Origin of the sequence: Gramella sp. Hel_I_59, from assembly GCF_006714895.1 — a bacterium.
GTDB lineage: Bacteria > Bacteroidota > Bacteroidia > Flavobacteriales > Flavobacteriaceae > Christiangramia.
Genome location: NZ_VFME01000001.1, coordinates 898,347 through 924,965, shown reverse-complemented (window position 1 = coordinate 924,965; position 26,619 = coordinate 898,347). Strand labels below are relative to the sequence as shown.

At 38.3% G+C, this 26,619-nt stretch carries 27 protein-coding genes; 22 read left to right on the top strand and 5 right to left on the bottom strand.

Annotated elements, in window-relative coordinates; translation table 11 throughout:
* Positions 1-8: 8 nt before the first annotated feature.
* Positions 9-650 (top strand): orotate phosphoribosyltransferase, encoded by a 642-nt coding sequence (pyrE, locus tag JM79_RS04240; protein ID WP_141876960.1) that lies wholly within the window; start codon positions 9-11, stop codon positions 648-650.
* A gap of 1 nt (position 651) precedes the next feature.
* Positions 652-1,044, top strand: coding sequence for an SRPBCC family protein (locus JM79_RS04235; RefSeq protein WP_141876959.1), 393 nt, complete (start codon positions 652-654; stop codon positions 1,042-1,044).
* A gap of 33 nt (positions 1,045-1,077) precedes the next feature.
* Here JM79_RS04235 and JM79_RS04230 read toward each other — a convergent pair whose 3' ends face one another.
* A complete protein-coding gene (locus JM79_RS04230; RefSeq protein ID WP_141876958.1) occupies positions 1,078-1,806 on the bottom strand; it encodes a biotin--[acetyl-CoA-carboxylase] ligase in 729 nt (242 codons plus the stop codon).
* Between the two features lie 92 nt (positions 1,807-1,898).
* On the opposite strand from JM79_RS04230, the gene rsfS reads away from it, so the two are divergent.
* The 6 genes from rsfS to JM79_RS04200 all read left to right on the top strand — a co-directional run bounded on the left by rsfS (position 1,899) and on the right by JM79_RS04200 (position 6,819).
* On the top strand, positions 1,899-2,270 hold the full coding sequence (rsfS, locus tag JM79_RS04225; RefSeq protein ID WP_141876957.1) for a ribosome silencing factor: 372 nt from the start codon (positions 1,899-1,901) through the stop codon (positions 2,268-2,270).
* Between the two features lie 22 nt (positions 2,271-2,292).
* On the top strand, positions 2,293-4,350 hold the full coding sequence (ftsH, locus tag JM79_RS04220) for an ATP-dependent zinc metalloprotease FtsH (protein ID WP_141876956.1): 2,058 nt from the start codon (positions 2,293-2,295) through the stop codon (positions 4,348-4,350).
* A 94-nt stretch (positions 4,351-4,444) separates the two neighbouring features.
* A complete protein-coding gene (locus JM79_RS04215) occupies positions 4,445-5,056 on the top strand; it encodes an LUD domain-containing protein (protein WP_141876955.1) in 612 nt (203 codons plus the stop codon).
* Between the two features lie 3 nt (positions 5,057-5,059).
* Positions 5,060-5,896, top strand: a complete 837-nt coding sequence (locus JM79_RS04210; protein WP_141876954.1) for a phosphatidate cytidylyltransferase — start codon at positions 5,060-5,062, stop codon at positions 5,894-5,896.
* Positions 5,886-6,542, top strand: a complete 657-nt coding sequence (locus tag JM79_RS04205; protein ID WP_141876953.1) for a phosphatidylserine decarboxylase family protein — start codon at positions 5,886-5,888, stop codon at positions 6,540-6,542. Before JM79_RS04210 ends, JM79_RS04205 begins: the two co-directional genes overlap by 11 nt.
* A 22-nt stretch (positions 6,543-6,564) precedes the next feature.
* A complete protein-coding gene (locus JM79_RS04200; protein ID WP_260443369.1) occupies positions 6,565-6,819 on the top strand; it encodes an acyl-CoA-binding protein in 255 nt (84 codons plus the stop codon).
* Between the two features lie 61 nt (positions 6,820-6,880).
* Here the strand turns inward: JM79_RS04200 and JM79_RS04195 are convergent, their stop codons facing one another.
* The gene (locus tag JM79_RS04195; protein ID WP_141876951.1) at positions 6,881-9,511 is read right to left on the bottom strand and encodes a valine--tRNA ligase; all 2,631 of its coding nucleotides are present in this window, start codon (positions 9,509-9,511) and stop codon (positions 6,881-6,883) included.
* A 134-nt stretch (positions 9,512-9,645) separates the two neighbouring features.
* On the opposite strand from JM79_RS04195, the gene JM79_RS04190 reads away from it, so the two are divergent.
* The 3 genes from JM79_RS04190 (at position 9,646) to murB (ending at position 12,394) form a co-directional block, all read left to right on the top strand.
* Positions 9,646-10,032 carry a DUF1573 domain-containing protein gene (locus JM79_RS04190; protein WP_141876950.1) on the top strand — a complete coding sequence of 129 codons (387 nt, stop codon included), beginning with the start codon at positions 9,646-9,648 and terminating at the stop codon, positions 10,030-10,032.
* Positions 10,033-10,181: 149 nt separating this feature from the next.
* The gene (locus tag JM79_RS04185; protein WP_141876949.1) at positions 10,182-11,378 is read left to right on the top strand and encodes a pyridoxal phosphate-dependent aminotransferase; all 1,197 of its coding nucleotides are present in this window, start codon (positions 10,182-10,184) and stop codon (positions 11,376-11,378) included.
* Positions 11,378-12,394: a UDP-N-acetylmuramate dehydrogenase gene (gene murB, locus JM79_RS04180; RefSeq protein WP_141876948.1), complete on the top strand. Its 1,017-nt coding sequence runs from the start codon at positions 11,378-11,380 to the stop codon at positions 12,392-12,394. The genes JM79_RS04185 and murB overlap by 1 nt, the downstream gene beginning before the upstream one ends.
* A gap of 49 nt (positions 12,395-12,443) precedes the next feature.
* On the opposite strand, the gene JM79_RS04175 is transcribed toward murB, so the two are convergent.
* Entirely contained in the window at positions 12,444-13,064 is a 621-nt protein-coding gene (locus JM79_RS04175; RefSeq protein ID WP_141876947.1) for a fasciclin domain-containing protein, read from the bottom strand.
* Between the two features lie 166 nt (positions 13,065-13,230).
* Between JM79_RS04175 and JM79_RS04170 the strand changes: the two genes are divergently transcribed.
* From JM79_RS04170 to JM79_RS04145, 6 genes are all read left to right on the top strand, one after another.
* Entirely contained in the window at positions 13,231-13,437 is a 207-nt protein-coding gene (locus tag JM79_RS04170; protein WP_141876946.1) for a membrane or secreted protein, read from the top strand.
* Positions 13,438-13,442: 5 nt separating this feature from the next.
* Complete coding sequence (locus JM79_RS04165) at positions 13,443-14,543, top strand: glycosyltransferase (protein WP_141876945.1); 1,101 nt, start codon at positions 13,443-13,445, stop codon at positions 14,541-14,543.
* A complete protein-coding gene (locus JM79_RS04160) occupies positions 14,534-15,103 on the top strand; it encodes a sigma-70 family RNA polymerase sigma factor (RefSeq protein ID WP_141876944.1) in 570 nt (189 codons plus the stop codon). The genes JM79_RS04165 and JM79_RS04160 overlap by 10 nt, the downstream gene beginning before the upstream one ends.
* A gap of 78 nt (positions 15,104-15,181) precedes the next feature.
* Positions 15,182-16,063, top strand: a complete 882-nt coding sequence (gene lipA, locus JM79_RS04155; protein ID WP_141876943.1) for a lipoyl synthase — start codon at positions 15,182-15,184, stop codon at positions 16,061-16,063.
* 9 nt (positions 16,064-16,072) lie between these two features.
* The gene (gene gap / locus JM79_RS04150) at positions 16,073-17,080 is read left to right on the top strand and encodes a type I glyceraldehyde-3-phosphate dehydrogenase (protein WP_141876942.1); all 1,008 of its coding nucleotides are present in this window, start codon (positions 16,073-16,075) and stop codon (positions 17,078-17,080) included.
* Positions 17,081-17,124: 44 nt separating this feature from the next.
* Positions 17,125-19,353: a response regulator gene (locus JM79_RS04145; RefSeq protein ID WP_141876941.1), complete on the top strand. Its 2,229-nt coding sequence runs from the start codon at positions 17,125-17,127 to the stop codon at positions 19,351-19,353.
* A gap of 104 nt (positions 19,354-19,457) precedes the next feature.
* On the opposite strand, the gene lpxK is transcribed toward JM79_RS04145, so the two are convergent.
* Positions 19,458-20,462 carry a tetraacyldisaccharide 4'-kinase gene (gene lpxK / locus JM79_RS04140; protein WP_141876940.1) on the bottom strand — a complete coding sequence of 335 codons (1,005 nt, stop codon included), beginning with the start codon at positions 20,460-20,462 and terminating at the stop codon, positions 19,458-19,460.
* A gap of 88 nt (positions 20,463-20,550) precedes the next feature.
* Here lpxK and JM79_RS04135 point away from each other — a divergent pair, with 88 nt between their 5' ends.
* From JM79_RS04135 to msrA, 4 genes are all read left to right on the top strand, one after another.
* Positions 20,551-21,645 (top strand): Nif3-like dinuclear metal center hexameric protein, encoded by a 1,095-nt coding sequence (locus JM79_RS04135; RefSeq protein WP_141876939.1) that lies wholly within the window; start codon positions 20,551-20,553, stop codon positions 21,643-21,645.
* Between the two features lies 1 nt (position 21,646).
* Entirely contained in the window at positions 21,647-22,426 is a 780-nt protein-coding gene (locus tag JM79_RS04130) for a C4-type zinc ribbon domain-containing protein (RefSeq protein WP_141876938.1), read from the top strand.
* Positions 22,427-22,608: 182 nt separating this feature from the next.
* The gene (locus JM79_RS04125) at positions 22,609-23,196 is read left to right on the top strand and encodes a hypothetical protein (protein ID WP_141876937.1); all 588 of its coding nucleotides are present in this window, start codon (positions 22,609-22,611) and stop codon (positions 23,194-23,196) included.
* A 1-nt stretch (position 23,197) separates the two neighbouring features.
* On the top strand, positions 23,198-23,860 hold the full coding sequence (gene msrA, locus JM79_RS04120; protein ID WP_141876936.1) for a peptide-methionine (S)-S-oxide reductase MsrA: 663 nt from the start codon (positions 23,198-23,200) through the stop codon (positions 23,858-23,860).
* 29 nt (positions 23,861-23,889) lie between these two features.
* On the opposite strand, the gene JM79_RS04115 is transcribed toward msrA, so the two are convergent.
* A complete protein-coding gene (locus JM79_RS04115) occupies positions 23,890-25,233 on the bottom strand; it encodes an NAD(P)/FAD-dependent oxidoreductase (protein WP_141876935.1) in 1,344 nt (447 codons plus the stop codon).
* Positions 25,234-25,428: 195 nt separating this feature from the next.
* Here JM79_RS04115 and JM79_RS04110 point away from each other — a divergent pair, with 195 nt between their 5' ends.
* Positions 25,429-26,541, top strand: coding sequence for an alkene reductase (locus JM79_RS04110; RefSeq protein ID WP_141876934.1), 1,113 nt, complete (start codon positions 25,429-25,431; stop codon positions 26,539-26,541).
* Positions 26,542-26,619 lie beyond the last annotated feature (78 nt).

The window sequence follows — 26,619 nt, the reverse complement described above, 5'->3', positions numbered from 1 at the left end:
TTGTATCTATGATTTTGAATAAGGAAACAGCAAAAAAGACCGCTGAGCTTTTAATGCAAATTAAAGCAATAAAATTAGAACCGCAAGAGCCTTTTACATGGGCTAGCGGCTGGAAGTCGCCAATCTACTGCGATAACAGAATCATTCTTTCCTATCCTAGCATAAGAAACTATGTTAGAGAGCATTTCGCCAAGCAAATTGAATTGAAATACGGCAAAGCAGATGTTATTGCTGGAGTTGCGACCGGTGCAATAGGAATTGGAATGCTGGTAGCAGAATATCTAAGTCTTCCATTTGTCTATGTGCGGCCTGAACCAAAAAGCCATGGTAGAAAAAACCAGATCGAGGGAAACCTGGAGCAGGGACAAAGCGTTGTCGTTATTGAAGACCTTATAAGTACCGGTAAAAGCAGTCTGAATGCGGTGAACGCACTAAAGGAAGCTGGTGCCAATGTTAAGGGGATGTTCGCTATTTTCACCTATGGTTTTGATGCTTCCGAAGAAAACTTCAAAGCTGCAGAAATAGAACTACATACGTTGAGCGATTACGATCATTTGATAGACACTGCTCATAACACCAATTATATAAACACTGAAGAGGCCGATATCCTTAGAACCTGGAGAAAAGATCCGGCAAACTGGAAACCATAATATGAAATTAGAAAGTCAAAAAGTACAAGCGAATAAAAGTCAGCAGGAAATGTTCAATTTCCTGACCAATGTTGAAAACTACGAGGAGATCATGCCTAAGAGCAAGGAAAAGTTCGTAGTTACTGCTGAAGATACCTTCATTTTTCAACTAAAAGGTATGCCGGAGATCAAACTAAAGATCACAGAAACAAAGGAACCGGAATTAGTGGTTCTTGGATCAACTTCAGATAAGTTTCCATTTAGCTTAAATACGCATATTTCTTCTGCTGGGGAAAATAGCAGTGAAGTGCAAATGGATTTTGTAGGAAAATTTAATGCGATGATGGGAATGATGATTAAAGGCCCGCTGCAAAAGTTCATTAATGCTCTTACAGAGAATATTGGTGAGCTCTAAAATTTACAAAGGCCGGATTCAAATCCGGCTTTTTTAATACAGCAATTTGATTTCCTTAAGATCATAAGTCTGGAATAACTCTTCTTCCTTTTCTACCTTGAGTTTTCCTTCGGAAGTGACCCCTCTAATAATCCCATTAAATCTGGATCCATCTGCTTCAAACGTGGAAATGATATCCTTTCGGAATAAGTTCTGCTGATACTTATACATAAGTTGTTCTTCACTCATTTCACCTAATGCTTTCAATTGAAGGTCCAGAGTTTCACAAAGCTCGTGTAGCAGTTCATCAACATTCCAGTGAATACCGGTAACGTTCTTTAAAGAAGTGGCCTGAGGCAGGTTATCAAAGTTGGTCTGATTCACATTAATACCTATCCCAATGATACTTGCGACAATGCCTTCGGTCTTGACAATGTTTTCGATTAAAATCCCTCCCAGCTTTTTTCTTTGTGACATAATGTCGTTAGGCCATTTAACCTTAAGATGAGGTATATTTTTAGCTCCAAGGACCTCTAAAATAGCCAGAGATATGCAGATGTTGAGATTGAAATATCTCGAAATATTGAGTTCCTGCTGTGGGTAAAGTATACTGAAAGTGAGATTATGACCGGGTTGCACATACCAGTTGGCACCTCTCTGCCCTCTGCCTTTCGTTTGATGAGCTGCGCTTACGCACACAGGTTCTAAATGATCTTTATTGTCATAGAACTTACGCACGAAAGTATTCGTAGAGTCAATGGCATCAACTTTGATTATACGCATGATAGTTATAAGAGATATAGGCGTTAAATCTTCTGTAAGAATCTCTTCGAAAAGAGCAAAAAATGATAAATTTGCATAAATAAATCAAATTAATGTCAGAAAAGGAAAAAAACAGCGATCAACTTATTGCACATATTATTAAAGGGATTGAGGAAGTAAAGGGTAATGACATTGATATCCTTGATCTTAGAGAAATTGAAAACACAGTTTGCGACTACTTTATAATCTGTAACGGTACTTCAAACACACAGGTTAACGCCATAGTCAATTCCATACAAAAAACGGTTAGTAAAGAATTAAAGGATAAACCCTGGCACATCGAAGGTAGCGAGAATGCCGAATGGGTGCTAATGGACTACGTCAACGTTGTTGTACATGTTTTCCAGAAGCATATCCGGGAATTTTACGATATTGAAAGCCTTTGGGGTGATGCGAAGATCACTTCTATCCAAACAAGTTATTAAATTTAATTTTTAGCAAGACATAATGGCGAATCAAAAAGCGAAGAAAAAACTCGATCCCAGAAAACCTAAATTCAGTGCTTACTGGATTTATGCTGCGATCATTATAATATTTCTTGGTCTCAATTTGTTCGGGAACGGTGGCTTCTCTGAACCTGCAAAAACAAACCCAGCAGAATTTAAAGAATATCTTAAAAACGGTGATGTAGAAAGAGTTGAGATCATCAACCGTAATCAAGCACACGTGTTTCTTACTAAGGAAGCAAAAGAGAAAGAAATACACAAGAAAAACATTGATCCGGACCTGTTTTCAAGCGGGGATTCTCCGGTTTACTCATTTCAATTTGGTGATCTTCAGAATTTTGAAGACGATATCGATGAAATCAAAAATGAGAATAATTTAGCAACGGTAGTTACTTACGATACGAGCAGCGACATTCTGGGCGATCTTTTCCTTACTCTCCTCCCATTTATCTTAATCATTGGTGTATGGATATTTATCATGAGAAAGATGAGCGCTGGAGGTGGCGGCGGAGCTGGCGGACAGATCTTCAACATAGGTAAGTCTAAAGCAAAATTATTCGATCAGAACACAGACGTTAAAACTTCTTTTAAAGATGTTGCCGGTCTTGAAGGTGCCAAGGAAGAAGTACAGGAAATTGTAGATTTTCTTAAGCAACCAGAGAAATATACTGCTCTAGGAGGTAAGATTCCAAAAGGAGCGTTATTAGTAGGACCTCCTGGAACAGGAAAGACCTTATTAGCTAAAGCCGTTGCCGGTGAAGCTAAAGTTCCTTTCTTTTCTTTATCTGGTTCAGATTTCGTAGAAATGTTCGTAGGTGTTGGTGCTTCCAGAGTACGTGACCTATTCAAACAGGCCAAAGAAAAGTCTCCATCTATCATATTTATAGATGAGATCGATGCTATAGGTAGAGCAAGAGGTAAAAGCAATTTCTCCGGTTCTAATGACGAAAGAGAAAACACCTTGAACCAGCTGTTAACTGAAATGGATGGTTTTGGAACGAATACGAATGTCATCGTCATCGCTGCAACTAACCGTGCAGATGTTCTTGATAAAGCATTAATGCGAGCAGGTAGATTTGACAGACAGATTTATGTGGATCTTCCAGATCTAAACGAGAGAAAAGAAATATTCGAAGTTCATTTAGCTCCTTTAAAAAGAGTTGCAGATGAACTTGATACTGAATTTTTAGCTAAGCAAACCCCGGGATTCTCTGGAGCAGATATTGCAAATGTCTGTAATGAAGCGGCTTTGATTGCTGCTCGTAAAGGAAACAAGGCAGTAGGTAAACAGGATTTCCTAGATGCTGTTGATAGAATTGTAGGTGGTTTAGAGAAAAAGAATAAGATTATCACTCCTAGTGAGAAGAAAGCTATTGCATTCCACGAAGCTGGTCACGCAACAGTAAGTTGGATGTTAGAACATGCTGCCCCGCTGGTTAAAGTTACTATCGTCCCTCGTGGACAATCTCTTGGAGCTGCATGGTACTTACCGGAAGAACGTTTAATCGTTCGTCCAGAGCAAATGTTAGATGAAATGTGTGCCGCTCTTGGTGGTCGTGCCGCAGAGAAAGTTATTTTTAATAAGATATCTACCGGAGCACTGAGTGATCTTGAAAAGGTCACAAAACAAGCAAGAGCGATGGTAACTATTTATGGTTTAAATGATGCTGTTGGAAACCTTACCTATTACGATAGTTCAGGACAGGGTGAATACAACTTCACTAAGCCTTACAGTGAGAAAACTTCAGAATTAATCGATAAGGAAATTTCAAATCTTATTGAAGAGCAATATAAACGTGCGCTTGACCTTCTAGAACTTCACAAGGACAAGCTATCTCAACTGGCTGATATTCTACTTGACAAGGAAGTTATCTTTAAGGATGATCTCGAAAAGATCTTCGGTAAAAGACCTTACGAAAGAGAAGAGCCAATTGGAAAACCGGTTAAAGAAACCAATACACTTCCAGAAGGGAACGATGTTTCGAACGAGACTATTACCTCCAATGATTCAACTTCCAAATCGAATGATCACCTCGATCAGGATTCGGTTAATAAGTAGTGTAGAACTATAGCTAAAAAATCTGAAATTAAACAAGGGTTAATTTCAGATTTTTTAACTTTGATAAAATGTCTAAGAATCAGAACCCAACCCCATGAATCTATTCAAAAGGTTTCTTAATCCCAAGGCGAGAGCAGAGCAGGATCAGGACACGCCTGAGAAAGCAGACCGCGGGAAATATATGCCAGAGGTAAAACTACCTACTGATGAGCGCTTTATGCTCAATTTTAAAAACAACGGGGGAAAATTCTTATACTGCATTGATGAAGCTGAAGTACAGGAAGCTTTCGACAATATTCTTCTTGAAAACGACTGGTATGAAACAGAATGCTGTTGCTTTGATGATAACCTGAAAGAAAAGTTCAAAGGTTTTAACCTAGAATTTAATCACTCAGCAAAAGCAGAATTCTATCTTTCAACTTGTGAATTTCTAGTTGCAAACGATGGTTCTATTCTAATATCATCCAACCAGATCAAGGAAAGAAAACTCCATGACCTTCCCGCTAATTTCATCATCCTTTCCAGTACAAGTCAGTTAATTGACACTATTGGAGAAGGACTAAGAGGTATCAAATTTAAAAACAAGCAGCAAATCCCTTCAAATATTACTACTATAAAGAATTTTGAAACTCAAAAAGAAGGTGATTTCATGAGTTACGGAAGTAGTACGAAGAACTTATACTTGCTACTGCTGGAAGATCTGTAATTTATGAAGGAAACCATTATACGTACTGTATCAGGACTATTGTATACAGCCATTCTGGTTGCTTCGATACTCTCTTCAGAATTAATATTTATAATTCTTTTTTATCTATTGAGCCTGGTTTGCCTGGTCGAGATGCAAAAACTACTCCGACTCAAAAGCTACGCATTGTTCATTTTACAAGCGGTACTGTTCTACCTGTTTAGTTTCCTGAAGTTTAACCAGGATGCCACTGTAATGCTACTTTTCATTACAATTTTCGTGAACCTGTTTCTGGTCAAGGATCTTATCATCGTTAAAAAAATTCCTGTCTTCGAAAAGAAGAAATACATCATTATCATATTTTATCTAATTTCCTCTACGATCTTCCTCACTCTCATTCCTACGATAGAAGGTGTCTTTATTCCGAAGCTGGTTATAGGAATATTCTTTTTGATATGGACCAACGATACTTTCGCATATCTTGTAGGTAAAAACTTCGGAAAACATAAGCTTTACGAAAAGATTAGTCCGAATAAGACAGTTGAAGGATTCCTGGGCGGACTCGTATTCAGTTGCCTGATGAGTTACGCGATCTGGTATTACAGCCCGTTATTTCCTACTACACTCTCTGACTTCAGCAAGTTTAATACACCGCTCATATGGTTAGGAATGGCAATCATACTGAGTATTTTCGGAACATTAGGAGATTTGATCCAGTCAAAATTTAAGAGACAGGCAGGCGTAAAAGACAGCGGAAAATTGATGCCAGGACACGGCGGATTGTTTGACAGGCTGGATAGTATTATATTTGCAAGCCCATTCGTCTATGCATATTTATATATATTGAATTATGTTTCATAAAGAAGGATACAAAATAATGATACTTACTGCGCTGATCCTAATTGCGATCAACGTTGTAACTTATAGCTTAATTGACCTGTACTGGTTGAAATTCGCCATACTGGTAGCCTCAGTACTTTTCTTTTTATTGATTGTTCAGTTCTTCAGAAATCCAAAGAGACCTACCATTCACAATAACGAACATGTAGTTTCTCCTGTGGATGGGAAAGTAGTGGTGATCGAAGAAGTTTTTGAAAAGGAATACTTTAAAGATAAAAGGTTACAAGTTTCGATCTTCATGTCGCCATTAAACGTGCATGTTACCCGTCACCCGGTTGGCGGAAAAGTGAAATTCAGTAAATACCATCCTGGTAAATTTCTTGTCGCGTGGCATCCTAAATCCAGCGAAGAAAACGAAAGAACTACTGTCGTTGTAGAAAACGAAATTGCCGGTGAAGTACTATACAGACAAATTGCGGGAGCACTTGCAAAACGTATCGTGAATTATGCCGAGGAAGGAACTGAAGTAGTTCAGGGAAGTGATAGTGGTTTTATCAAGTTTGGTAGCCGCGTAGATGTTTTCTTACCTATTGGGACCAAGGTCAAAGTTGGAATTAATGACAAAGTAAAAGGCGGCGTAAGCGTAATTGCTGATGTTGTATCATAACCACACGATGGCAGAAGAAAATATGAAATTTCTTAAAGCCTATGAAATGGCCAGTAAGACTGAGGAACAGTTTCCTCCAGATGTCATGCTGCATTTCTACGCTCTATACAAGCGAGCTACGGAAAGGAATGGTTTCTATATCCCACCGGGCAATCAGGGCGATCTGAGAAGCGCTTTTAAGATTAATGCTCTGGTACAGGTGAGAAAACTTAGCAAACAGGAAGCAGAAGAAAAATATATAGAACTGGTTGAAGAATATATAGGTAAGATCAACTAGCATCAAACAAAAAAAAAGAGGATCAAATGATCCTCTTTTTTTTTAATAAATTGTTTGATATCTAGCTCAGGTTTTTAAGACTGGCTTTTAAAGCTTCGATTTTAGCTTCAGCGTCTGCTTTTTTGGTCTTTTCTATAGCCACCACTTTTTCAGGAGCGTTGTCTACAAATCTTTTATTTGATAATTTCTTATCTACAGATTTCAGGAAACCTTCAGTATAAGTTAATTCCTCCTGGATCTTGGCCTTTTCAGCATCTACATCGATCGCTCCAACTATAGGAATATAATACTCGTTGCTTCTCACTCTAAAGGACAAAGCACCTTCAGTAGCTTCAGTTACATAATTATAAGTAGAAATATTACCCATTTTTGAAATCACAGAATCAAAACTATTACTGGTATTCTCATTATTCATAGCCATCAACTCTATCTGATTCTTAAAGGCAATATTCTTGTCTTTTCTAATCTTTCTTACTCCTGCAATTACTTCGGAAGCATGTGTGAACTCCTTGATAATTGTCTCATCAAATGAAGTTTGTTCTGGCCATTTTGCAATGATCAATGCTTCTTCTGAAGATCTTTCAGTAATAGTTTGCCAGATCTCTTCAGAAACGAATGGCATGAAAGGATGAAGTATTTTTAAGTTGTCCTCAAGGATTTCGATGATCTGATTGTAAGTAACCGCATCTATTGGGTCCCCGTATCCAGGTTTCACCATTTCCAGGAACCAGCTACAGTAATCATCCCATATCAATTTATAAGTGGACATAAGCGCATCACTTATCCTGTATTTAGAATAATGGTCTTCGATCTCTCTAAGACTTAGCTGAAATTTCGCTTTATACCACTCGATCGCTTTCTTCGCAGTTTCCGGTTGCTCTATCTCTTCTGAAATTTCCCAGCCTTTTACTAGTCTGAAGGCATTCCATATTTTATTTGTAAAGGCACTACCCTGCTTGCAAAGATCTTCATCGAACATGAGGTCATTACCGGCAGGAGAACTCAATAGCATTCCCACACGAACACCATCTGCTCCATATTGCTCGATCAAACCAAGTGGATCTGGTGAATTACCCAGAGACTTAGACATTTTACGACGCTGCTTATCCCTAACTATTCCGGTAAGGTAAACGTTCTTAAAAGGTTTCTCACCACGGTATTCGTAACCTGCCATGATCATACGTGCCACCCAGAAAAATAAAATTTCAGGCGCAGTTACCAGGTCATTGGTAGGATAGTAATATTGAATCTCGTTGTTTTCCGGCTCCAGGATTCCGTTAAAGACACTCATAGGCCATAACCATGATGAGAACCATGTGTCCAAGGCATCTTTGTCCTGAGTAAGATCTTCAGCTTGTAGTGATTCATTCTGAGTAACTTTCCTGGCCTTCTCCAGTGCCAGTTCAGCAGTTTCAGCTACCACAAAATCCTCTTTTCCATTTCCGTAGAAAAAAGCAGGAATTTGCTGTCCCCACCACAACTGACGGGAGATATTCCAGTCCCGAACATTTTCCATCCAGTGCTTATAAGTGTTCAAAAACTTTTCTGGCACCAAATTTATATCGTCACCTACTACAGCTTTGATAGCAGGTTCTGCCATCTCTTTCATTTTCAGAAACCATTGATCGCTAAGTTTCGGTTCAATCACGGCACCTGTTCTTTCACTGGTTCCCACTTTATTAACGTGATCTTCCACTTTTGAAAGGTTACCAGAAAGCTCCAGTTCCTCTACAATCTCTGCACGAACAACGAAACGATCCTTTCCCTCATAATGCAAACCATAACTATTCAGGGTCGCATCATCATTAAGAATATCAATAACATCCAGATTATGCTTTTCTCCCAGGTTCTTATCGTTCTCATCATGCGCAGGAGTAACTTTCAAACATCCTGTTCCAAATTCCATGTCCACATATTCATCCTCGATAATTGGAATAGTTCGATTGCAAATTGGTACGATCGCTTTCTTGCCACGAAGATGTGCAAAACGCTCGTCGTTAGGATTAATACAAATTGCGGTATCTCCAAGGATGGTTTCCGGCCTTGTAGTAGCAATGGTTAGATAATCATCGCTACCTTCTACTTTATATTTTAAATAGAAAAGCTTTCCATTACGCTCTTCATAATTCACTTCTTCGTCTGAAAGTGTTGTTTTTGCCTGAGGATCCCAGTTCACCATTCGGTAACCACGGTAAATAAGGCCTTTCTCATATAGATCTACAAAAACTTTAATGACTGAAGCAGACATGTTATCGTCCATCGTAAACTTTGTACGCTCCCAGTCACAGGAGGCACCAAGATGTTTTAATTGCTGCAGAATGATCCCCCCATGCTTATGAGTCCAGTCCCAGGCATGTTGTAGAAATTCATCACGACTTAGGTCATTCTTATCAATACCTTCCTCCTTCAATTTAGCTACAACTTTAGCTTCTGTAGCGATGGAAGCATGATCTGTTCCCGGCACCCAGCAGGCATTATAGCCCTTCAATCTCGCTCTACGCACCAGCACGTCCTGAATGGTATTGTTCAGCATGTGTCCCATATGAAGAACTCCCGTAACATTGGGTGGCGGGATCACTATCGTATAAGGTTCGCGCTCGTCTACTTCAGAGTGAAAGTAGTTATTCTTCATCCAGTAGTCATACCACTTATCCTCTACTTTTTTCGCATTGTATTGTGAAGCAATTGCCATTTCTTGGTCTGGTTTTTGAAATAATGGCAAAAGTAATTATTAATGAAGGATTATGAAAGCTGCTGAAATGATTAAAATTTTGAGAGTTAAGGCATTTCAGCTTATATTTACTAATCCGATTAAATAACTGAATTATGAGAAAATTGATTGCAATCGTAGTTTTCGTACTGGCAGGATTTGCTACTACCCAGGCGCAAAACTCGGCTAAGTTCGAGTTCGAGTCTGAGACGATCGACTATGGCATTATAAAAAAAGGTAGCGACGGAGTGCGTGTCTTCAAATTTAAAAATATTGGAGATGAACCACTTATCGTTGAAGATGTGAAATCCAGCTGTGGCTGTACGATTCCAAAAAAACCAGAGAAGGCTATTATGCCTGGTGAAATGGGTGAAATAGAAGTGAAGTATGACACTAAAAGAGTTGGACATATCAGGAAAACTGTTACGGTTTATTCTAATGCCGAAGAACCTATAAAAGCATTGAAAATAAAGGGTCAGATAACAGATGATAAAGAGAGTTAAGTATAACTTCTAAAAATGAATATCTAAGCCTCCTTTACGGGAGGCTTTTTTATGCTGAAATTTAACTGCTTAAGCAGAATAATTCAGGATTGTTTATTCTTGATTCAGGCTTTATTTTTGCAATTTTGCAAACCTATAAAAGAACTATCATGCCAAAGATTTCAAATAAAGGGCAGCAAATGCCCGAATCACCTATAAGAAAATTAGTCCCTTATGCTGAAGCAGCTGCTGCAAAGGGTAAAGTTATATACCAGTTAAATATTGGCCAGCCTGATATCAAAACTCCTGAGGTAGCACTTAATGCCGTGAAAAATCATGACATTGAAGTACTGTCTTACAGTCATTCTGCTGGTTTTGAGAGTTATCGTGAGAAGCTCGCTTCTTATTATAAGAACACCTCTCTTCCTGTTGAAAAGCAGGACATCATCATTACCACTGGAGGATCTGAAGCGCTTCTATTTACAATGGGGAGCATTACAGATCAGGGTGATGAAGTAATCATTCCAGAACCATTTTATGCAAACTATAATGGCTTTGCAACAGCTTCAGGAGTAACAATTAAACCAATTCAATCTAAGATCGAAGATGGTTTTGCCTTACCTCCTATTTCAGAATTTGAAAAACTGATCACTGAGAAAACTAAAGCTATACTTATTTGTAATCCTGGCAATCCAACAGGATACCTGTATACAAAAGAAGAAATTCAACAACTTGCCGATCTTGCGCTAAAACATGACCTGTTTATTGTTTCAGACGAGGTTTATCGTGAATTTGCTTACGATGGTGTAAAACATCATTCTATTATGAGCATTCCTGAGCTGGCGAACCATGCGATCATGGTAGATTCGGTTTCAAAAAGATATAGCATGTGTGGAGCACGAATTGGTTGCCTGGTATCCAAAAATACCGAAGTAATTGCGACCGCCATGAAATTTGCACAGGCAAGACTAAGCCCACCTACTTTCGCTCAGATCGCAAGTGAAGCTGCACTGGACACACCACAAAGCTATTTTGACGAAGTGATCGAGCAATATACTTTTAGAAGAGATCTTCTTGTAGAAGGTTTGGAAAAAATTGACGGTGTTAAGGTTGCAAACCCAAAAGGCGCTTTCTATTGTATCGCCGAGCTTCCTATCGATAATGCAGATGATTTCGCAAAATGGTTACTGGAAGAGTTTGAGGATGACAATGAAACCATCATGGTAGCACCAGCAGCAGGATTCTACTCTACTCCTAATACCGGACTGAACCAGGTTAGAATCGCGTATGTATTGAAAAAAGAAAATCTTGAGCGTGCACTGGTGATTCTTGAGAAAGCATTAAAGCAGTATAACAATAAAGCTTAATGCGGGTCATTCGTAACTTTTCACTGAAGAATTACAACAGTTTCGGCATCGATGTTCGGGCAGATAAATTTGTATCGGTTTCAAGCATCGACGATCTGAGACGTCTTCTAAAAAAAAGTTATTCTTCAGAATTATTTATTCTTGGTGGCGGCAGCAATATGCTCCTTACTCAGGATATTCATAAAACGGTAGTTCATATTGCCCTTAAGGGTATCAAAGTAGTTTCAGAAAATGAAAATGAAGTAATTCTGGAAGTTGCTGCCGGAGAAAACTGGCATGAACTAGTTCTTTATACCATAGAAAAAGGGTTCGGAGGATTAGAGAATCTATCTCTTATTCCTGGTAACGTAGGCACCTCTCCTATCCAGAATATTGGCGCTTATGGAGTTGAACTTAAAGACAGCTTTGTAAGTTGTCATGCTATGAACATTCAAACCCTTGAAGAGAAAGAGTTCACTCGTGAATATTGCAATTTTGGTTATCGAAATTCAGTTTTCAAGAATGAATTGAAAGGTCTTTACATTATTACTTCTGTTCGATTCAGGCTAACCAAAAAAAATCATCGGTTAAATCTTGATTACGGTGCAATTCGTAATGAACTGGAGAAATCTGGAGTTGAAAACCCTGTAATCAGGGATATTTCGAATGCAGTTATCGCTATTAGAAGATCAAAATTACCCGATCCTAAGGAAATTGGAAATAGTGGTAGTTTCTTTAAGAATCCTGTGATCAACAAAGATCAATTTGAAGAATTAAAGCGGGAACACCCTGAAATCCCTTCCTATCATGTATCTGAAGATGAAATAAAGATTCCTGCTGGCTGGCTAATTGATCAATCGGGCCTGAAAGGTTACCGTAATGGAGATGCCGGGGTTCATAAGAATCAGGCATTGGTCCTGGTTAACTATGGTGAGGCTACAGGAGAAGAAATTTTAATGCTCGCTAAAATGATTCAGGAAAAAGTTTCTCAGAAGTTTGGAGTTCCCCTTGAAGCCGAGGTTAATATTATTGAATAAAAAAAGGAGCGCAAATGCGCTCCTCTTTTCTTTATAATTCATTGTCGAATTATGCTTTCTTCATCACTACTGCGTCGATGATGTGTACAACTCCGTTAGAAGCATCAACATCAGCCTGTACTACAGTCGCTTTGTTTCCATTTTCATCAGTAAGGATAACATTTTCACCTTCTAAAGATGCTTTAAGCTCTCCTCCACCAACGGTAGAAACTGCATAAGTTCCGTCATTATCCTGGATCATTTTTACAAGATCTGCAGCCATAACTTCTCCTTCAACAACATGGTATTTTAAAACACCAGCTAGTTTATCTTTATTCTCTTCCATCATCAGGCTTTCTAGTGTTGCCTGATCTACTTTAGAGAATGCAGCGTTGTTAGGTGCGAATACAGTAAAAGGACCTTCTTCTGTCTTCATCATTTCTGCTAAATCAGCAGCTTGTAGAGCTGATACTAATGTACTCAAAGTATCGGTAGCCATAGCTTTTGCTGCAATGCTGTTGGATTGCATTTCCTGCTCTTCCTTTTCAGCTTGCATTTCAGCCTCTCTTTCTTCGGCTTCCATTTGCTCCATTTTCTCTTTTTCTTCCTGCTCCTTTTTATTACCATCTTCACAAGAAGTGAAAACGACTGCTGAAAGTGCAAGAGTTGTAAATAACATTTTAAATTTCATATTGTAGTTTTTTTCGTGGTTAACGCTGCAAGATATCTCTGAATTAACTGATAGCGCTACTTATTCGATTAAAGTTTAGTTAAATATTGTAAACGATATACTAATGATACGACCAATTTTCAGTTGCCTGTTTTTATTATTATTTTTGCAATAGAATCCAAAGTCTATGAAACTATTTATAATCAGTTTAGTCCTGCTAGGTCTTGCATTTGCAGGAATCGCAATTAAAATCTGGGGTAAGAAAGATGGAAAGTTTGCTGGTACCTGCGCGAGCCAGAATCCATACCTTAATAAATCTGGTGAACCATGTAGTTTTTGTGGAAAGTTGCCGGATGAAATGGAAAATTGTTCAGATACCGCCAAGACTACTTAGATTAAATGGAGATAATTTTATTTGGCCTGTTTATACTCACCGGTATAATCAATATCCTCTATAACCTAAGTTTTTTTTCATTTACATCTGCTTCTTCGGAAAAGTCACAAGCTTTAAATCTTCCCGTTTCAGTAATTGTTTGTGCAAAGAATGAAGAAGAGAACCTTCAGAACTTTATACCAGTCATTCTAGAGCAGAATCATTCGAATTTTGAACTTATCCTTATTAATGATGCTTCCGCAGATAATAGTCTGGAAGTAATGGAGCATTTTCAGAATATAGATCCAAGAGTAAAAATTGTAAATGTGCAGAATATTGAAGCATTCTGGGCAAATAAAAAATACGCACTTACACTTGGCATTAAGAAAGCTTCGAACAAACACCTTTTATTTACAGATGCAGATTGTGTTCCTCAATCAAAGGATTGGATCACAGAGATGACAAATCATTTTATAACTAAGGAGATAGTTCTTGGTTATGGTGGCTACTTCAAACAAAAGAAATCACTGCTGAATAAGTTAATTAGATTCGAAACGCTATTGACAGCCATTCAGTATTTCAGTTATGCAAAATTGGGAATACCATACATGGGCGTTGGGCGTAATCTCGCTTATACCTCTGACAGATTTTATGAGTTGAAAGGCTTTGCGAGTCACCTACATATAAAATCTGGCGACGATGATCTATTCGTTAATGAAGCTGCGAATGATGAGAATACCGCCATCTGTTTTTCTGAAAATTCAATCACACGGAGTGTTCCCAAAAAAAGTTTTTCAGAATGGACAAAACAAAAGCGCAGACATGTTTCTACCGCTAAACAATACCAACAGAAGCATCAGGTTTTGCTCGGCGTATATTACTCGGCAAGATTACTTTTCTGGCTACTTTTTATTCTACTTGCAGTCCTTCAGATCTACCCTATTGCTGTTCTATCGATTCTGGTCATAAAATTGATCCTCGACGGAATTGTCTATTATAATGCTGCGGAAAAGCTCGACGAAAAGGACGTGATCTGGTTCTATCCATTTTTTGATATATTTTTAATATTTTTCCAATTAGCTATATTTAGCTCCAATCTCATTTCAAAACCAGGACAGTGGAAGTAAATCCCAATCAGCTCTCTGAGAAAATCAGTGATGCCAAGAAAGGAAGTCAGTCGGCATTCAATTACCTGGTAGACAGGTTCTGGGGAGATGTTTATGGTTTTCAGCTTAAAAAGACCCAGAATGAATATGAAGCTGAAGATATTACGATTCAAACTTTTTCTAAGGCTTTCAATCGTATAGAAACTTTTGATGATAATTATTCCTTCGCGACCTGGCTTATTGCGATCTCCAAGAATATCCATATTGATCAAATAAGGAAGAAAAAAGCTTCTATTAGATCTAAAACTTCCATGCAGGATGAAGACCAGGTCTATCAGATCGCAGATGATACTCCGGGAATTGAGGATAAGCTTATTAAGGAACAGAATCTAGAGCAATTACTTTTTGATATTAAGCAATTAAAACCTCATTACCAGGAAGTCATCAATCTTAGATTCTTTCAGGAGAAATCATATAAAGAAATCGCAGAATTCCTGGACGAGCCCATGAATAATATTAAGGTAAAACTGCTGCGTGCCAAGAAGTTACTTGCCGCTATTATCGAAAGCCGAAAGAGCTAAGTAAGGATTAGAATCGGCAGGAGTCTAATTTATGCAGTTCAGCTTATTATTGTATCTTTGAAACAGAGATTTATTGCTATGAATACAGACGTTGCTCCAGTAAAAACCAAAACACAAAGAACTCCAAAACCAAAGTGGTTGCGAGTGAAACTTCCTACCGGTAAGAAATATACCGAGTTGCGAAGCCTGGTTGATAAATACGATCTACATACTATTTGCACCTCTGGTAGTTGCCCGAATATGGGTGAATGCTGGAGTGAAGGGACCGCTACTTTTATGATCCTTGGGAATGTATGTACGAGATCCTGTGGATTTTGTGGTGTGAAAACCGGCCGACCAGAAACTGTAGACTGGGATGAACCTGAAAAGGTTGCCAGATCCATTAAGATCATGGGGATTAAGCATGCGGTAGTAACCAGCGTGGATCGTGATGATCTTAAAGATATGGGTTCAATTATATGGGCAGAAACTGTGAAAGCGATTCGAAGAATGAATCCTGAAACTACACTGGAAACATTGATTCCTGATTTTCAGGGAAACGAACGTAACATAGATCGTATTATTGAAGTTAGCCCTGAAGTGGTTTCCCACAATATGGAAACCGTAAAGCGTCTTACCAGAGAAGTACGTATTCAAGCTAAATACGACCGAAGCCTTGCAGTTTTAAAATATCTTAAGGACAATGGAATTCGAAGAACCAAGTCTGGAATTATGCTTGGACTTGGCGAAAAGGAAGAAGAAGTTTTTCAGACGCTTAGAGACCTACGCGGCGCAGGTGTTGATGTAGTGACTATTGGACAATATCTTCAACCAAGTAAAAAACACTTACCTGTTAAGCAATTTATCACACCAGATCAATTCAAGCGTTACGAAGAATACGGTCTCGAACTAGGTTTCAGACACGTTGAAAGTAGTGCTCTCGTAAGATCTTCTTATAAGGCTCAAAAGCACATAAATTAAAGAGTTTACATGGCGGGTCCTGTAAAAATTGCCATCAACGGCTTTGGTCGGATTGGTAGAAATCTTTTCAGACTTTTACTGAGTCATCCCGAGATAGAGGTTGTTGCCATCAATGATATTCATGATGCCGGCAGTCTCGCACATTTGCTCAGGTATGATAGCATCCACGGAAGAATATTCAATGATATTTCTGCGGGCGATAATGAAATAATTGTGGACGGTCGCTCTATTCCTTTGCTAAATTTCGAAAAACCCGCGGATATTCCCTGGGATAGTTTTGGAGTGGAAATGGTAGTGGAAAGTAGCGGAAAGTTTAAAACTACTGAAGCTCTGCTACCTCATCTGAAGGATGGGGTAAAAAAGGTGATACTTTCGGTTCCACCACAAGACGATAATATTAAGATGATCGTACTTGGGGTAAACGAACATATACTTACGGGTGACGAGAAGATCATCTCGAATGCTTCCTGTACGACTAATAATGCAGCTCCCATGCTAAAGGTGATCCATGATCACTTAAAAGTCACCCAGGCTTACATAACAACTGTTCACTCCTATACATCAGACCAGAGCTTACATGATAAACCTCATAAAGATCTAAGGAGAAGTCGTGCAGCCGCACAATCTATCATTCCAACTACCACCGGAGCGGCTAAAGCTTTAACAGGAATTTTCCCTGATTTGAGTGAAGTTATTGGTGGATGCGGAATTAGAGTTCCTGTTCCTAACGGATCTCTTACAGACATGACACTAAATGTTGAAAAACCAACGAGCATTGAAGAAGTGAACCAACTTTTCAAGAACGCTGCAGAAAATGAGATGTCTGGAATCCTGGAGTATACTGAAGATCCTATAGTTTCTGTAGATATTCTTGATAATAAATATAGCTGCATTTTCGACGCAGGTATGACTTCAGTCATCGATGGCACGCTCATTAAGTTAATAGGATGGTATGATAATGAAATTGGTTACTCTAATCGTCTTATCGATTTAATTTCACTTGTTAACGATAAATAGCTATATTTAACAACTTATTAAAGCTGCTAGCTATTTTTCCATAAATGAAAAACTTCAAGCGTTTCATCCTTTTAGTATGTTGCTTCGCCATCTTTGGATTCCAGGAGTCCACGATCGATGAAGAAAACCCAAAACCGGAACAGATCAAAAAACTGTTGAATGAAGCCGAGGTTTCTATCAATACCATGAATTTTGATAAAGCCCAGGAACAACTGGATCTGTCTCTAAAATTATCTAAACGTATAGACGCTAAGAGTTATATAGCACTTACCAGTACGATTCTCAGTCGTATGTATCATGTAAGGCACGAATATGATAAAGGTATAACGCAATTAGACAGGGCTATGTCTATTCAAAGAGAGATCAATGATGATGCAGGCCTTAATTATTCTTATGTGTTGTATTCCAAAATACTTACATCCAAAAGAGAATTTGATCGAGCCCTAAACTACCTGGGGTTGGCAGAAAAATACTATACTCAGCAAGACAACCGGGAACAATTAGGAATCATTGCGCTAAATAGAGCTGTTATCTATTTCAACGATGAAAAAACCAAACCCAGAGCCCTTGCCGAATTAAGAAACTCAGAGATCTATCTTGGAGACTCTAATAATGATTACGAAAAAACCCGGTTAAACTATTTTCTCGCTCGTGCATTTCAAAACGATGGAAATTATGAACGAGCGGAGCAATCAGCTAAAAAATCGCTTGAAATTTCCAAAGCAGCAGGCTATACTGGTATGATCATGTATAGCTACAATTTGCTAAGTGAAATTGCTCAGGAGAGAGGAAACTATGCCAGCGCACTCGAATTACTTCAACAGGGAAATCTAATTAGAGAAACGATTTTTGACGTTAATAAAGAGGCCCTTGCTACTGAAGCCAACGCCAGGCTTGGTAATTCTGCATTAAAATCTACGGTAGATCAGCTAACAGCGCAACAGGCAGAAAATGAAAGAACTTTAAAAGTTAATAAGCTTACCACCATACTTAGTGTAGCTCTTATTACAATACTATCGCTACTTACCTTAAGCCTATATAAGAACAATAATCTTCGTGCTAGAGCGAACGAGTTGCTTCAGAAGAAGAATTCAGAATTAATCCTTGCTAAGGAAAATGCTGAAAAAGCTTCTTTAGCAAAAGCTCAATTCTTAACCACCATAACACACGAGCTAAGAACACCCTTGTATGCGGTGACAGGATTAACCCATTTACTATTAGAGGAAAGCCCTACAGAAAGTCAGAAAGAGCATCTTAATTCCTTGAAGTTTTCAGGTGAATATCTCCTTTCCCTCATCAACAACATACTTGACCTCAATAAGCTGGAAGCGAACAAGGTGGAGATCGTAAAGACTAATTTTGATCTCGAAAAGCGTATTTCAGATGTATTGATTGCTTTAAAGAATTCCGCAGACGACAGGAATACGAAATTACATTTCTCCTATGATAAAGATATACCGGCTAAACTGATTGGTGATCCTCTCAAAGTCTCTCAAATTCTTATCAATCTTATTGGTAACTCTATTAAGTTTACGGAAGATGGAGATATCTGGATCGCGGTAAATAAAACCCGGCAGGATGGGAAGTTCGTTTCTCTTCTGTTTGAAATAAAGGATAATGGTGAAGGAATTGGAAAAGAGAAACAGAAGGCTATTTTCGAAAACTTTACACAGGGCTCTACCCAGATCAATAGAAAATTTGGAGGAACGGGACTTGGTTTATCCATTGTCAAAAACCTATTAAGTCTTCTTAATTCTGAAATTGAACTGGAGAGCGATCTTGGGAAAGGGTCCACTTTCACTTTTGAATTGCAATTTGAAGCTGAAACTCTGGAGACTAAACCAGCTGAACCAGTAGCACCATCTAAAGATATCGTTCTTACCAACGATATTATGAAGGATAAAAATATCCTTATCGTTGAGGATAATAAGATCAATCAAATGATCACACGGAAGATCCTGGAGAAAAATAAAGTGATTTGTGATGTCGCAGACAATGGTACTATTGCGATCGAGAAGGTTCAGAATAATGAATTTGATCTAATTCTTATGGATATTCATATGCCTGGAATTTCAGGGATAGAAGCTACGATAGAAATTAGAAAATTCAATCCTGATATTCCGATCATTGCATTAACCGCAGTAACTCTTGATGATAATCTGGACGAATTCTACATGAACGGTTTCAACGATATTATACCCAAACCTTATAAGACCGAAGAGTTCTTCCACAAGATCAACAAGTATCTAGCGGCCAGAGAGACAACAGTTTAGAAAAATGGCACAGCCTTTGTAAAGAATATGCTAGTAGAATTATATTGAAGATAACAAACACATATAATTTGAATCAGCCGAGATATAATGAGGTGCTTCGCACCTCATTTTTTTTGTGCGTAACTCAAAATTAGTTCATCAAACTTTTCAGCATCAGAAATTATTTTGGTTTGAATAGGTAGGTAATAAAGCTTACCGGCAAGTTTAGTTCCTTTTAGACGCATGTAATCTTTCTCTGTGGTAAGAATATTTTCGAAAGTGTTTAGCTTCTCAATTTCGTCCTTGGAAAAATTATGATGATCTGAAAACTTAAAATGCTTCAGTTCAATATTCATTTCAGCCAGGTATGAAATCATTGGAAAAGGATTGGCAATTCCCGTAACCAGCACGAAATCTTTTAGTTCAATATCTTTCAGAAGCATACGCTCATTCTCTGTGAAGATCATTTCAGAATAAATGATACTACTGAAGAAAACCGGTCCTTTAAAATAATCTTTGATCTTTGATTGGATTTCATCCTGTTCAGTTTTACCAAGATATTGCGGACATTTAGTTACTACCACCACATTTGCTCTACCAGCACCGTGTCGTGACTCTCGGAGATTTCCAACCGGCAGTACAAAGTCCTCTGTAAACAAGTCACTGTAAGAAGTAAGTAGAATATAAAACCCCGCCTCAACTTTTCGATGTTGAAAAGCATCATCCAGCAAGATGAGACTGGAACCGGATTTCTTTAACCTGTTGATACCCTCCACCCTATTTGCATCTACAGCCACCGTGATCTCCGGAAATTTATTCTTAAACTGAAGAGGCTCGTCCCCACTTTTACTAGCAGCGTCAGTGATTTCCACGATCTGGAACCCTGAACTCTCGCGCTTATAGCCTCTACTTAAAGTTGCAAGTTTAGCATCCTTCGAAAGCAGATCGATCAGGTATTCGATCATAGGTGATTTTCCAGTGCCTCCCATATTTAAATTCCCAACTGCGATTACAGGAATATCAAACTTTATGGAATTAAAAATTCCCTGATCATATAATTGATTCCGTACTCCAGTCACAGTTTTGTAGACTATGGAAAATGGGAAAAGCAATTTTCTGGGATTCGGCATAAACGCTTAATATAATTATCTTTGAGTCTGAAGTCTGAGAATTTTGTAAACAATTCATTTTCCAGGCTTCAGGCAAAATTATCAAAATATGCTTATTAAAGAAGTAATTAATATTATAGAAGAATTTGCACCGCTTAGTTATGCTGAAGATTTCGACAATGTAGGTTTGCTGGTAGGCAACGCTTCCGAAGAAGTTAAAGGAGCACTTATAACTTTAGATACTCTGGAGGCTACCGTAGATGAAGCCATCGCGAAAAACTGCAACCTGATCATAAGCTTTCATCCAATCATATTTTCAGGTTTAAAAAAACTCACCGGTAAAAATTATGTGGAGCGTACTGTTCTTAAAGCAATAAAGAATGATATCGCGATCTATGCCATTCATACTGCTCTAGACAATCAGCACAAAGGTGTTAACGATATGATCGCTGAAAAGCTTGGACTGGTGAACAGGCAGATCCTGATCCCTCGTAGCGATAGTATCAAAAAACTGCAAACCTATGTTCCGGTTTCCGATGCTGCTAAGGTGAGAAAAGCTTTATTCCAGGCGGGGGCTGGTAATATTGGAAATTATGAAAATTGTAGTTTTAATGTTCAGGGCTCCGGAAGCTTCAAAGGAAACGAAGATTCGAATCCCGTAGTTGGTGAAAAAGGTACAATTCATTTTGAGGATGAGATACAAATTGGGATTACCTATAAGAAACACCTCGAATCCAAAATTTTGAAAGCTTTATTTCAGAGTCATCCCTACGAGGAAGTAGCCTACGAGATTCATAGTCTTGAAAATAGGAATCAGCAGCTAGGAATGGGCATGATTGGGGAACTCGAAATTCCTCTAGACGGGAGTAGCTTCTTAACTCAAATTCAGAAAACCTTCAATAGCAAAGGAATTCGTCATTCTGAAATACTCGCAACACCTATTAAAAAAGTTGCTGTTCTGGGAGGAAGTGGAGCCTTTGCCATCGAAAACGCAAAGAATGCTGGTGCAGATATATTTATCACTGCAGATTTAAAATACCATGATTACTATAAAGCCGAGCAAAAGATGGTCGTCGCAGATATTGGACACTATGAAAGTGAACAGTTTACAAAAAATTTACTATATTCTTTTCTTAGCAAAAAAATTAGTAGTTTTGCACTTATTTTAGCAGACACAAATACCAATCCAATACATTACTTATAATATGGCGAAAAAAAACGATGTTACTGTAGAAGAGAAGTTAAGATCACTGTACGATCTTCAATTGGTGGATTCACGAATTGATGAGATTAGAAATGTACGTGGAGAACTTCCTCTTGAAGTTGAAGATCTTGAAGATGAAGTAGCAGGTTTGAACAGACGCCTGGAAAAACTGGATGCGGATATCGAAGTGATTGATAATGATATCAAGAACAAGAAGAACCAGATAGAGGAGTCTAAGACGACAATTAAAAAATATTCTGAGCAACAAAAAAATGTTCGTAATAACCGTGAATTCAATGCTTTAAGCAAAGAAGTTGAATTCCAGGAACTTGAAATAGAGCTTTCAGAAAAGCATATTAATGAGTACAAGGTGAAGATCGAGCAGAAAAAAGAAGTTATTACTCAAACAAAAGAGAAATTAGCTGAAAGAGAAGCTCACCTTAAGCATAAGAAAAGTGAACTTGACGAAATTTTGAAGGAAACTGAGAAAGAAGAACAAGCACTAATTGACAAGTCTAAGGAATACGAAAAGAACATTGAAGACAGGCTTGTTACTGCTTACAAAAGAATTCGTACAAACGTAAAGAATGGTTTAGCAGTGGTTCCTGTAGAAAGAGGAGCATCTGGAGGATCTTTCTTCACTATTCCACCACAGGTGATCATGGAAATTGCTGGTCGTAAAAAGATCATTACAGATGAACACAGTGGTAGAATTCTGGTAGACGAAGAACTAGCTAAAGAAGAGCAGGAGAAAATGGAATCTATGTTCAAGAAGTTCTAATACTTCTAAAGCAACACTTTAAACTGCCTGGAGAATAACAGTAAGATCTTAGGATCTGAAGCAAAAGTTTTTCAGGCAGTTTTTTTATGCCTGATTTTTTAGCTACTCTCCTATTCACACGGGCTCTGGATTAACATTCATTTTACAATTTTCAGTGAATTATAGTCTAACTTTAACCCGTTATGAAACTACTCACTGCATTTAAAACATGTACCATCTGTCTGGCTATATTAAGTATGACAGGTTGTAAGGATTCTGCTAATTCTGAAAATGATAATAAGGTAGAAGACACCATTACTACTCAGAAAACTGGTTTCAAAAATTTGAACAGACAAAGTTCAGATCAATCTGAAAAACTTAAGACCAAGGACACTACAACTACAGCAGAAGAAAAGAACACAGATTACTCTGGAACTTACACCAACCTCGCGCATGCAGAAGAAAGTAACTGCGAATGCTACTACCTGGAAATCGAAGCTGGAAAAAGTTCAGAACTTTGCCTTAAGCCCGGTGAATTATATATGGAAGCCGACTTTAAAAAAGTAGGTGATGAAATTCATGTTTTCTACAAGGGAGCTTCTGTAAAAAGTAAACAGAATGATATTCCGTGGAATGATCTCGATACTGGCACAGCGGTTGCAACATTTAGCAAAGTGAGTGCAAACGAATATAAACTTGACTGGAAAGGTTTTCAAATCGACGGTAAAACTGCCGTGGAATATGCATTGTTAGGCAAGAAAACTCTTGAAGGAACTTATAAACTTAAATAACATGAAGCTATTATTTATTAATATCATAAGCCTCGTACTTCTGGCTTGTGGAAATCAAAACACACAGCAATCGGTTACTAAACCTGAAATCGCAAATGCTACTCCGGTAGAAGTTGAGATGCAGGATGGTATGAAAAAGGCTTATTTCGCCAGTGGTTGTTTCTGGTGCGTTGAAGCTATCTACGAAAGTATTGAAGGAGTAGATGAAGTAATAAGCGGTTACGCTGGCGGGCATACCAAGAATCCAACCTACGAAGAAAGCAATACTGGAAGAACAGGTCATGCAGAAGCAGTAGAGGTGATTTATGATCCTGAAGTCGTAGATTTTAAAACTTTGGTTCAGGTGTTCTTTGGTTCTCAAAACCCAACGCAGGTGAATGGACAGGGACCAGATAATGGATCACAATACCGTTCGATTGTATTTTTTCAAACAGAAGAACAGAAAAATATTATAAATGAAGTGAAAACTGAAGTTGCTAAAGACTATCAGAAACCACTTGCTGCAGAAATTCTGCCTTTTCAGAAATTCTGGGTAGCTGAAGATTACCATCAAAATTACGAGGCAAATAATCCTCAAAATCCATACATTCAGAATGTATCGATTCCAAGACTGAATCGATTTAAGGAGAAGTTCCCGGACATTCTTAAGAAGGATGCACATTAATAAAAAAAGCTGCCAGATGGCAGCTTTTTTTATTTATTGAGTAAATCTTTGATCTTAAGTTCGACCTCTTCAGAATCCCAGGTTTCTTCAATTCCAGGGATTTTCATGACTTCGTCCATGATTCCTCTCTGGTAATCTCCAATATCCAGCGCATCTGAATAAGCCTTGTCTGAAAAAGTAACGCGTGAGTACAAAGGCACCCATAATTCAGGATATTTCTGAGCGAATTTCTTTTCTATTTTCTTCCGCAGTAAAAAAGATGGATCGGCCGTTTTACTACTCATCTCGACAAAATTACGATAACTTAATTCTGCGATCGCATCTGTATTGGGTTTCCGTTCTCTTTGGTATTCTTCGAAAATTATTTCCCAGTTATCCCCATGCTGATTCATCTTTTGATTTAGAACTGAAATATCTTCAAATCCCGCATTCATTCCCTGCCCGTAAAATGGAACAATCGCATGAGCAGAATCTCCTACAAGAGTGATCTTATCAAAATAAGACCATGGATAACACTTGATCGTTACCATCGCGCTGGTAGGGTTTTTAAAAAAGTCCCGCTTTAGATTTGATATTTCGTCCTTTATATCTGGAAAATACTGTTCGAAGAATTGATCTGCCTGTTGTTCTGTCTGTATACTTTCAAAAGAAACATCTCCTTCAAAAGGCATAAAAAGCGTACAAGTAAAACTTCCATCCAGGTTAGGCATTGCGATCAACATAAAATTACCTCGAGGCCAGATATGGAAAGATGCATTATTTAGTTTATGGGATCCATCAGGATTTGCAGGAATCGTTAGTTCCTTATATCCTACATCAATAAAATGCTGGGAATAATTGAACCTGCTTTGTCTCTGCATCTTGTGACGGGTTCTTGAAAACGCGCCATCTGCTCCAAAAATAAGATCGAACTGATATTCTTTCCAGACGCCCTTTTCAGATTCACCTGTATACAACTTTGCATTTGGCAGATCCACATCCCAGATCTTCTCTTCAAACCTAAATTCTGCACCAGCTTCTTCCGCAAGATCTATCATTTTACGATTAAGGATTCCTCTGGAAATCGAGTAAATCGCTTCCCCATCTTCTCCGTACTTCTGAAAGTACACTGGTTTATCATCTACATGCATCGCCCTTTTATCAAGCGGTAATGCCAGCTCCCTGATTTCATCCTCTATTCCAGCTTCTCTTAAAGCTTTCCAGCCGCGATTAGACATGGCCAGGTTTATAGATCTGCCGGAAAATTCTACTAGACGAACATCGGGACGTCTATCGAAAATGGTGACTTTATGACCTTTTTTTCTAAGAAAAATGGCTAATAGAGAACCCACGAGTCCAGACCCTACAATAGCTACATCTTTTTGATTTTGCATGAAGTATAAACTAATTCCTGGTTAGCAAAATGCTCTACAGAAATATATTAATTAGATTCACGAAATTACTTAATAATATTCAATTCACTGGCAGTCCCAACGACTTAGAGCCTCTTTCAGCTACCTAATTTTGATTTACCAGTTCGTTAACACCTGAAAAACCCTGAAACTGGTAATTTTAGTAAAAATTGAATTATGACTATGGAAAAACAAGCATTACTACAATCCTACCAGATGGGGGACCTGAATTTAAAGAACCGTGTGATCATGGCACCAATGACCAGAAGCCGTGCCGAAAATGATGCAAATGCGCCTACAGATATGCATGTGACTTATTACACTCAGCGTGCAGGTGCCGGATTAATTATTTCTGAAGGTTCTCAAGTATCATCCCGGGCTGTTGGATATATAAATACTGCTGGAATTCATTCGCCGGAACAGGTTGAAGGATGGAAGAAAGTTACGGAAGCAGTTCATAAGGATGGCGGAAAAATTTTTATTCAACTATGGCATGTTGGTAGAATTTCACACCCTAAATTTCATAATGGTGATAAGCCACTTGCTCCCAGTGCTGTAAATCCAAATGCAGATGTGTACACACCAGATGGTCAGGAAAAAACCGTAGATCCAAAAGCAATGAGCCTTCAGGAGATCCAGGAAACTGTACAGGAGTTTAAATCTGCAGCTCAGAATGCCAAAGATGCTGGCTTCGACGGAGTAGAAATTCACTCTTCTAATGGTTACCTCATACACCAGTTCTTCAATAAAAATGCTAATCAGCGTACCGATGAATATGGTGGAAGCATTCCAAACAGAGCAAGATTCTTTTTTGAAGTACTGGATGCCATCAATGAAGTATGGCCAGAAAATAGAATAGGTTGTAGATTCAATCCTTCATTGCATAAGATCTTCGGAATTGTAGCTTCAGAAGAAAGCATTGAGACCTTTGATTATATCATGGAAAAGCTGAATGCATACGATCTGGCATATATTCATCTTTCAGAACCATTCTCAGATGTAAGCGACGTGCCTTATCTTATCACTGATATTGCAAAACACTATCGAAAAATTTACAAAGGTACTTTGATGATCAATGCCGGTTTTGACAGAGAATCTGGAAATAAAGTAATTGAAGAAGGGGATGCAGATCTTGTGAGTTATGCGAAATGGTATGTTTCCAATCCAGATCTTGCAAAAAGGTTTGAAAATAATTGGCCTCTGGCTGAATATAATGAGGATACTTTCTATACACCTGGCAAGGAAGGATACATAGATTACCCTGCTTATGAAGAGCAACAGGAATCCTAATTTTTTGATAAAGCTGTTCTAAAAGCTGTTAACTGCTAAGGCTTCATAAACGCGAGGTGGTATATTAGATAAACTAAA

What these genes read in the sequence shown, in the direction of transcription:
- pyrE (WP_141876960.1), top strand. Translation starts at nt 9, where the DNA reads ATGATTTTGAATAAGGAAACAGCAAAAAAGACCGCTGAGCTTTTAATG.
- JM79_RS04235 (WP_141876959.1), top strand. Translation starts at nt 652, where the DNA reads ATGAAATTAGAAAGTCAAAAAGTACAAGCGAATAAAAGTCAGCAGGAA.
- JM79_RS04230 (WP_141876958.1), bottom strand. Translation starts at nt 1,806, where the DNA reads ATGCGTATAATCAAAGTTGATGCCATTGACTCTACGAATACTTTCGTG.
- rsfS (WP_141876957.1), top strand. Translation starts at nt 1,899, where the DNA reads ATGTCAGAAAAGGAAAAAAACAGCGATCAACTTATTGCACATATTATT.
- ftsH (WP_141876956.1), top strand. Translation starts at nt 2,293, where the DNA reads ATGGCGAATCAAAAAGCGAAGAAAAAACTCGATCCCAGAAAACCTAAA.
- JM79_RS04215 (WP_141876955.1), top strand. Translation starts at nt 4,445, where the DNA reads ATGAATCTATTCAAAAGGTTTCTTAATCCCAAGGCGAGAGCAGAGCAG.
- JM79_RS04210 (WP_141876954.1), top strand. Translation starts at nt 5,060, where the DNA reads ATGAAGGAAACCATTATACGTACTGTATCAGGACTATTGTATACAGCC.
- JM79_RS04205 (WP_141876953.1), top strand. Translation starts at nt 5,886, where the DNA reads ATGTTTCATAAAGAAGGATACAAAATAATGATACTTACTGCGCTGATC.
- JM79_RS04200 (WP_260443369.1), top strand. Translation starts at nt 6,565, where the DNA reads ATGAAATTTCTTAAAGCCTATGAAATGGCCAGTAAGACTGAGGAACAG.
- JM79_RS04195 (WP_141876951.1), bottom strand. Translation starts at nt 9,511, where the DNA reads ATGGCAATTGCTTCACAATACAATGCGAAAAAAGTAGAGGATAAGTGG.
- JM79_RS04190 (WP_141876950.1), top strand. Translation starts at nt 9,646, where the DNA reads ATGAGAAAATTGATTGCAATCGTAGTTTTCGTACTGGCAGGATTTGCT.
- JM79_RS04185 (WP_141876949.1), top strand. Translation starts at nt 10,182, where the DNA reads ATGCCAAAGATTTCAAATAAAGGGCAGCAAATGCCCGAATCACCTATA.
- murB (WP_141876948.1), top strand. Translation starts at nt 11,378, where the DNA reads ATGCGGGTCATTCGTAACTTTTCACTGAAGAATTACAACAGTTTCGGC.
- JM79_RS04175 (WP_141876947.1), bottom strand. Translation starts at nt 13,064, where the DNA reads ATGAAATTTAAAATGTTATTTACAACTCTTGCACTTTCAGCAGTCGTT.
- JM79_RS04170 (WP_141876946.1), top strand. Translation starts at nt 13,231, where the DNA reads ATGAAACTATTTATAATCAGTTTAGTCCTGCTAGGTCTTGCATTTGCA.
- JM79_RS04165 (WP_141876945.1), top strand. Translation starts at nt 13,443, where the DNA reads ATGGAGATAATTTTATTTGGCCTGTTTATACTCACCGGTATAATCAAT.
- lipA (WP_141876943.1), top strand. Translation starts at nt 15,182, where the DNA reads ATGAATACAGACGTTGCTCCAGTAAAAACCAAAACACAAAGAACTCCA.
- gap (WP_141876942.1), top strand. Translation starts at nt 16,073, where the DNA reads ATGGCGGGTCCTGTAAAAATTGCCATCAACGGCTTTGGTCGGATTGGT.
- JM79_RS04145 (WP_141876941.1), top strand. Translation starts at nt 17,125, where the DNA reads ATGAAAAACTTCAAGCGTTTCATCCTTTTAGTATGTTGCTTCGCCATC.
- lpxK (WP_141876940.1), bottom strand. Translation starts at nt 20,462, where the DNA reads ATGCCGAATCCCAGAAAATTGCTTTTCCCATTTTCCATAGTCTACAAA.
- JM79_RS04135 (WP_141876939.1), top strand. Translation starts at nt 20,551, where the DNA reads ATGCTTATTAAAGAAGTAATTAATATTATAGAAGAATTTGCACCGCTT.
- JM79_RS04130 (WP_141876938.1), top strand. Translation starts at nt 21,647, where the DNA reads ATGGCGAAAAAAAACGATGTTACTGTAGAAGAGAAGTTAAGATCACTG.
- JM79_RS04125 (WP_141876937.1), top strand. Translation starts at nt 22,609, where the DNA reads ATGAAACTACTCACTGCATTTAAAACATGTACCATCTGTCTGGCTATA.
- msrA (WP_141876936.1), top strand. Translation starts at nt 23,198, where the DNA reads ATGAAGCTATTATTTATTAATATCATAAGCCTCGTACTTCTGGCTTGT.
- JM79_RS04115 (WP_141876935.1), bottom strand. Translation starts at nt 25,233, where the DNA reads ATGCAAAATCAAAAAGATGTAGCTATTGTAGGGTCTGGACTCGTGGGT.
- JM79_RS04110 (WP_141876934.1), top strand. Translation starts at nt 25,429, where the DNA reads ATGACTATGGAAAAACAAGCATTACTACAATCCTACCAGATGGGGGAC.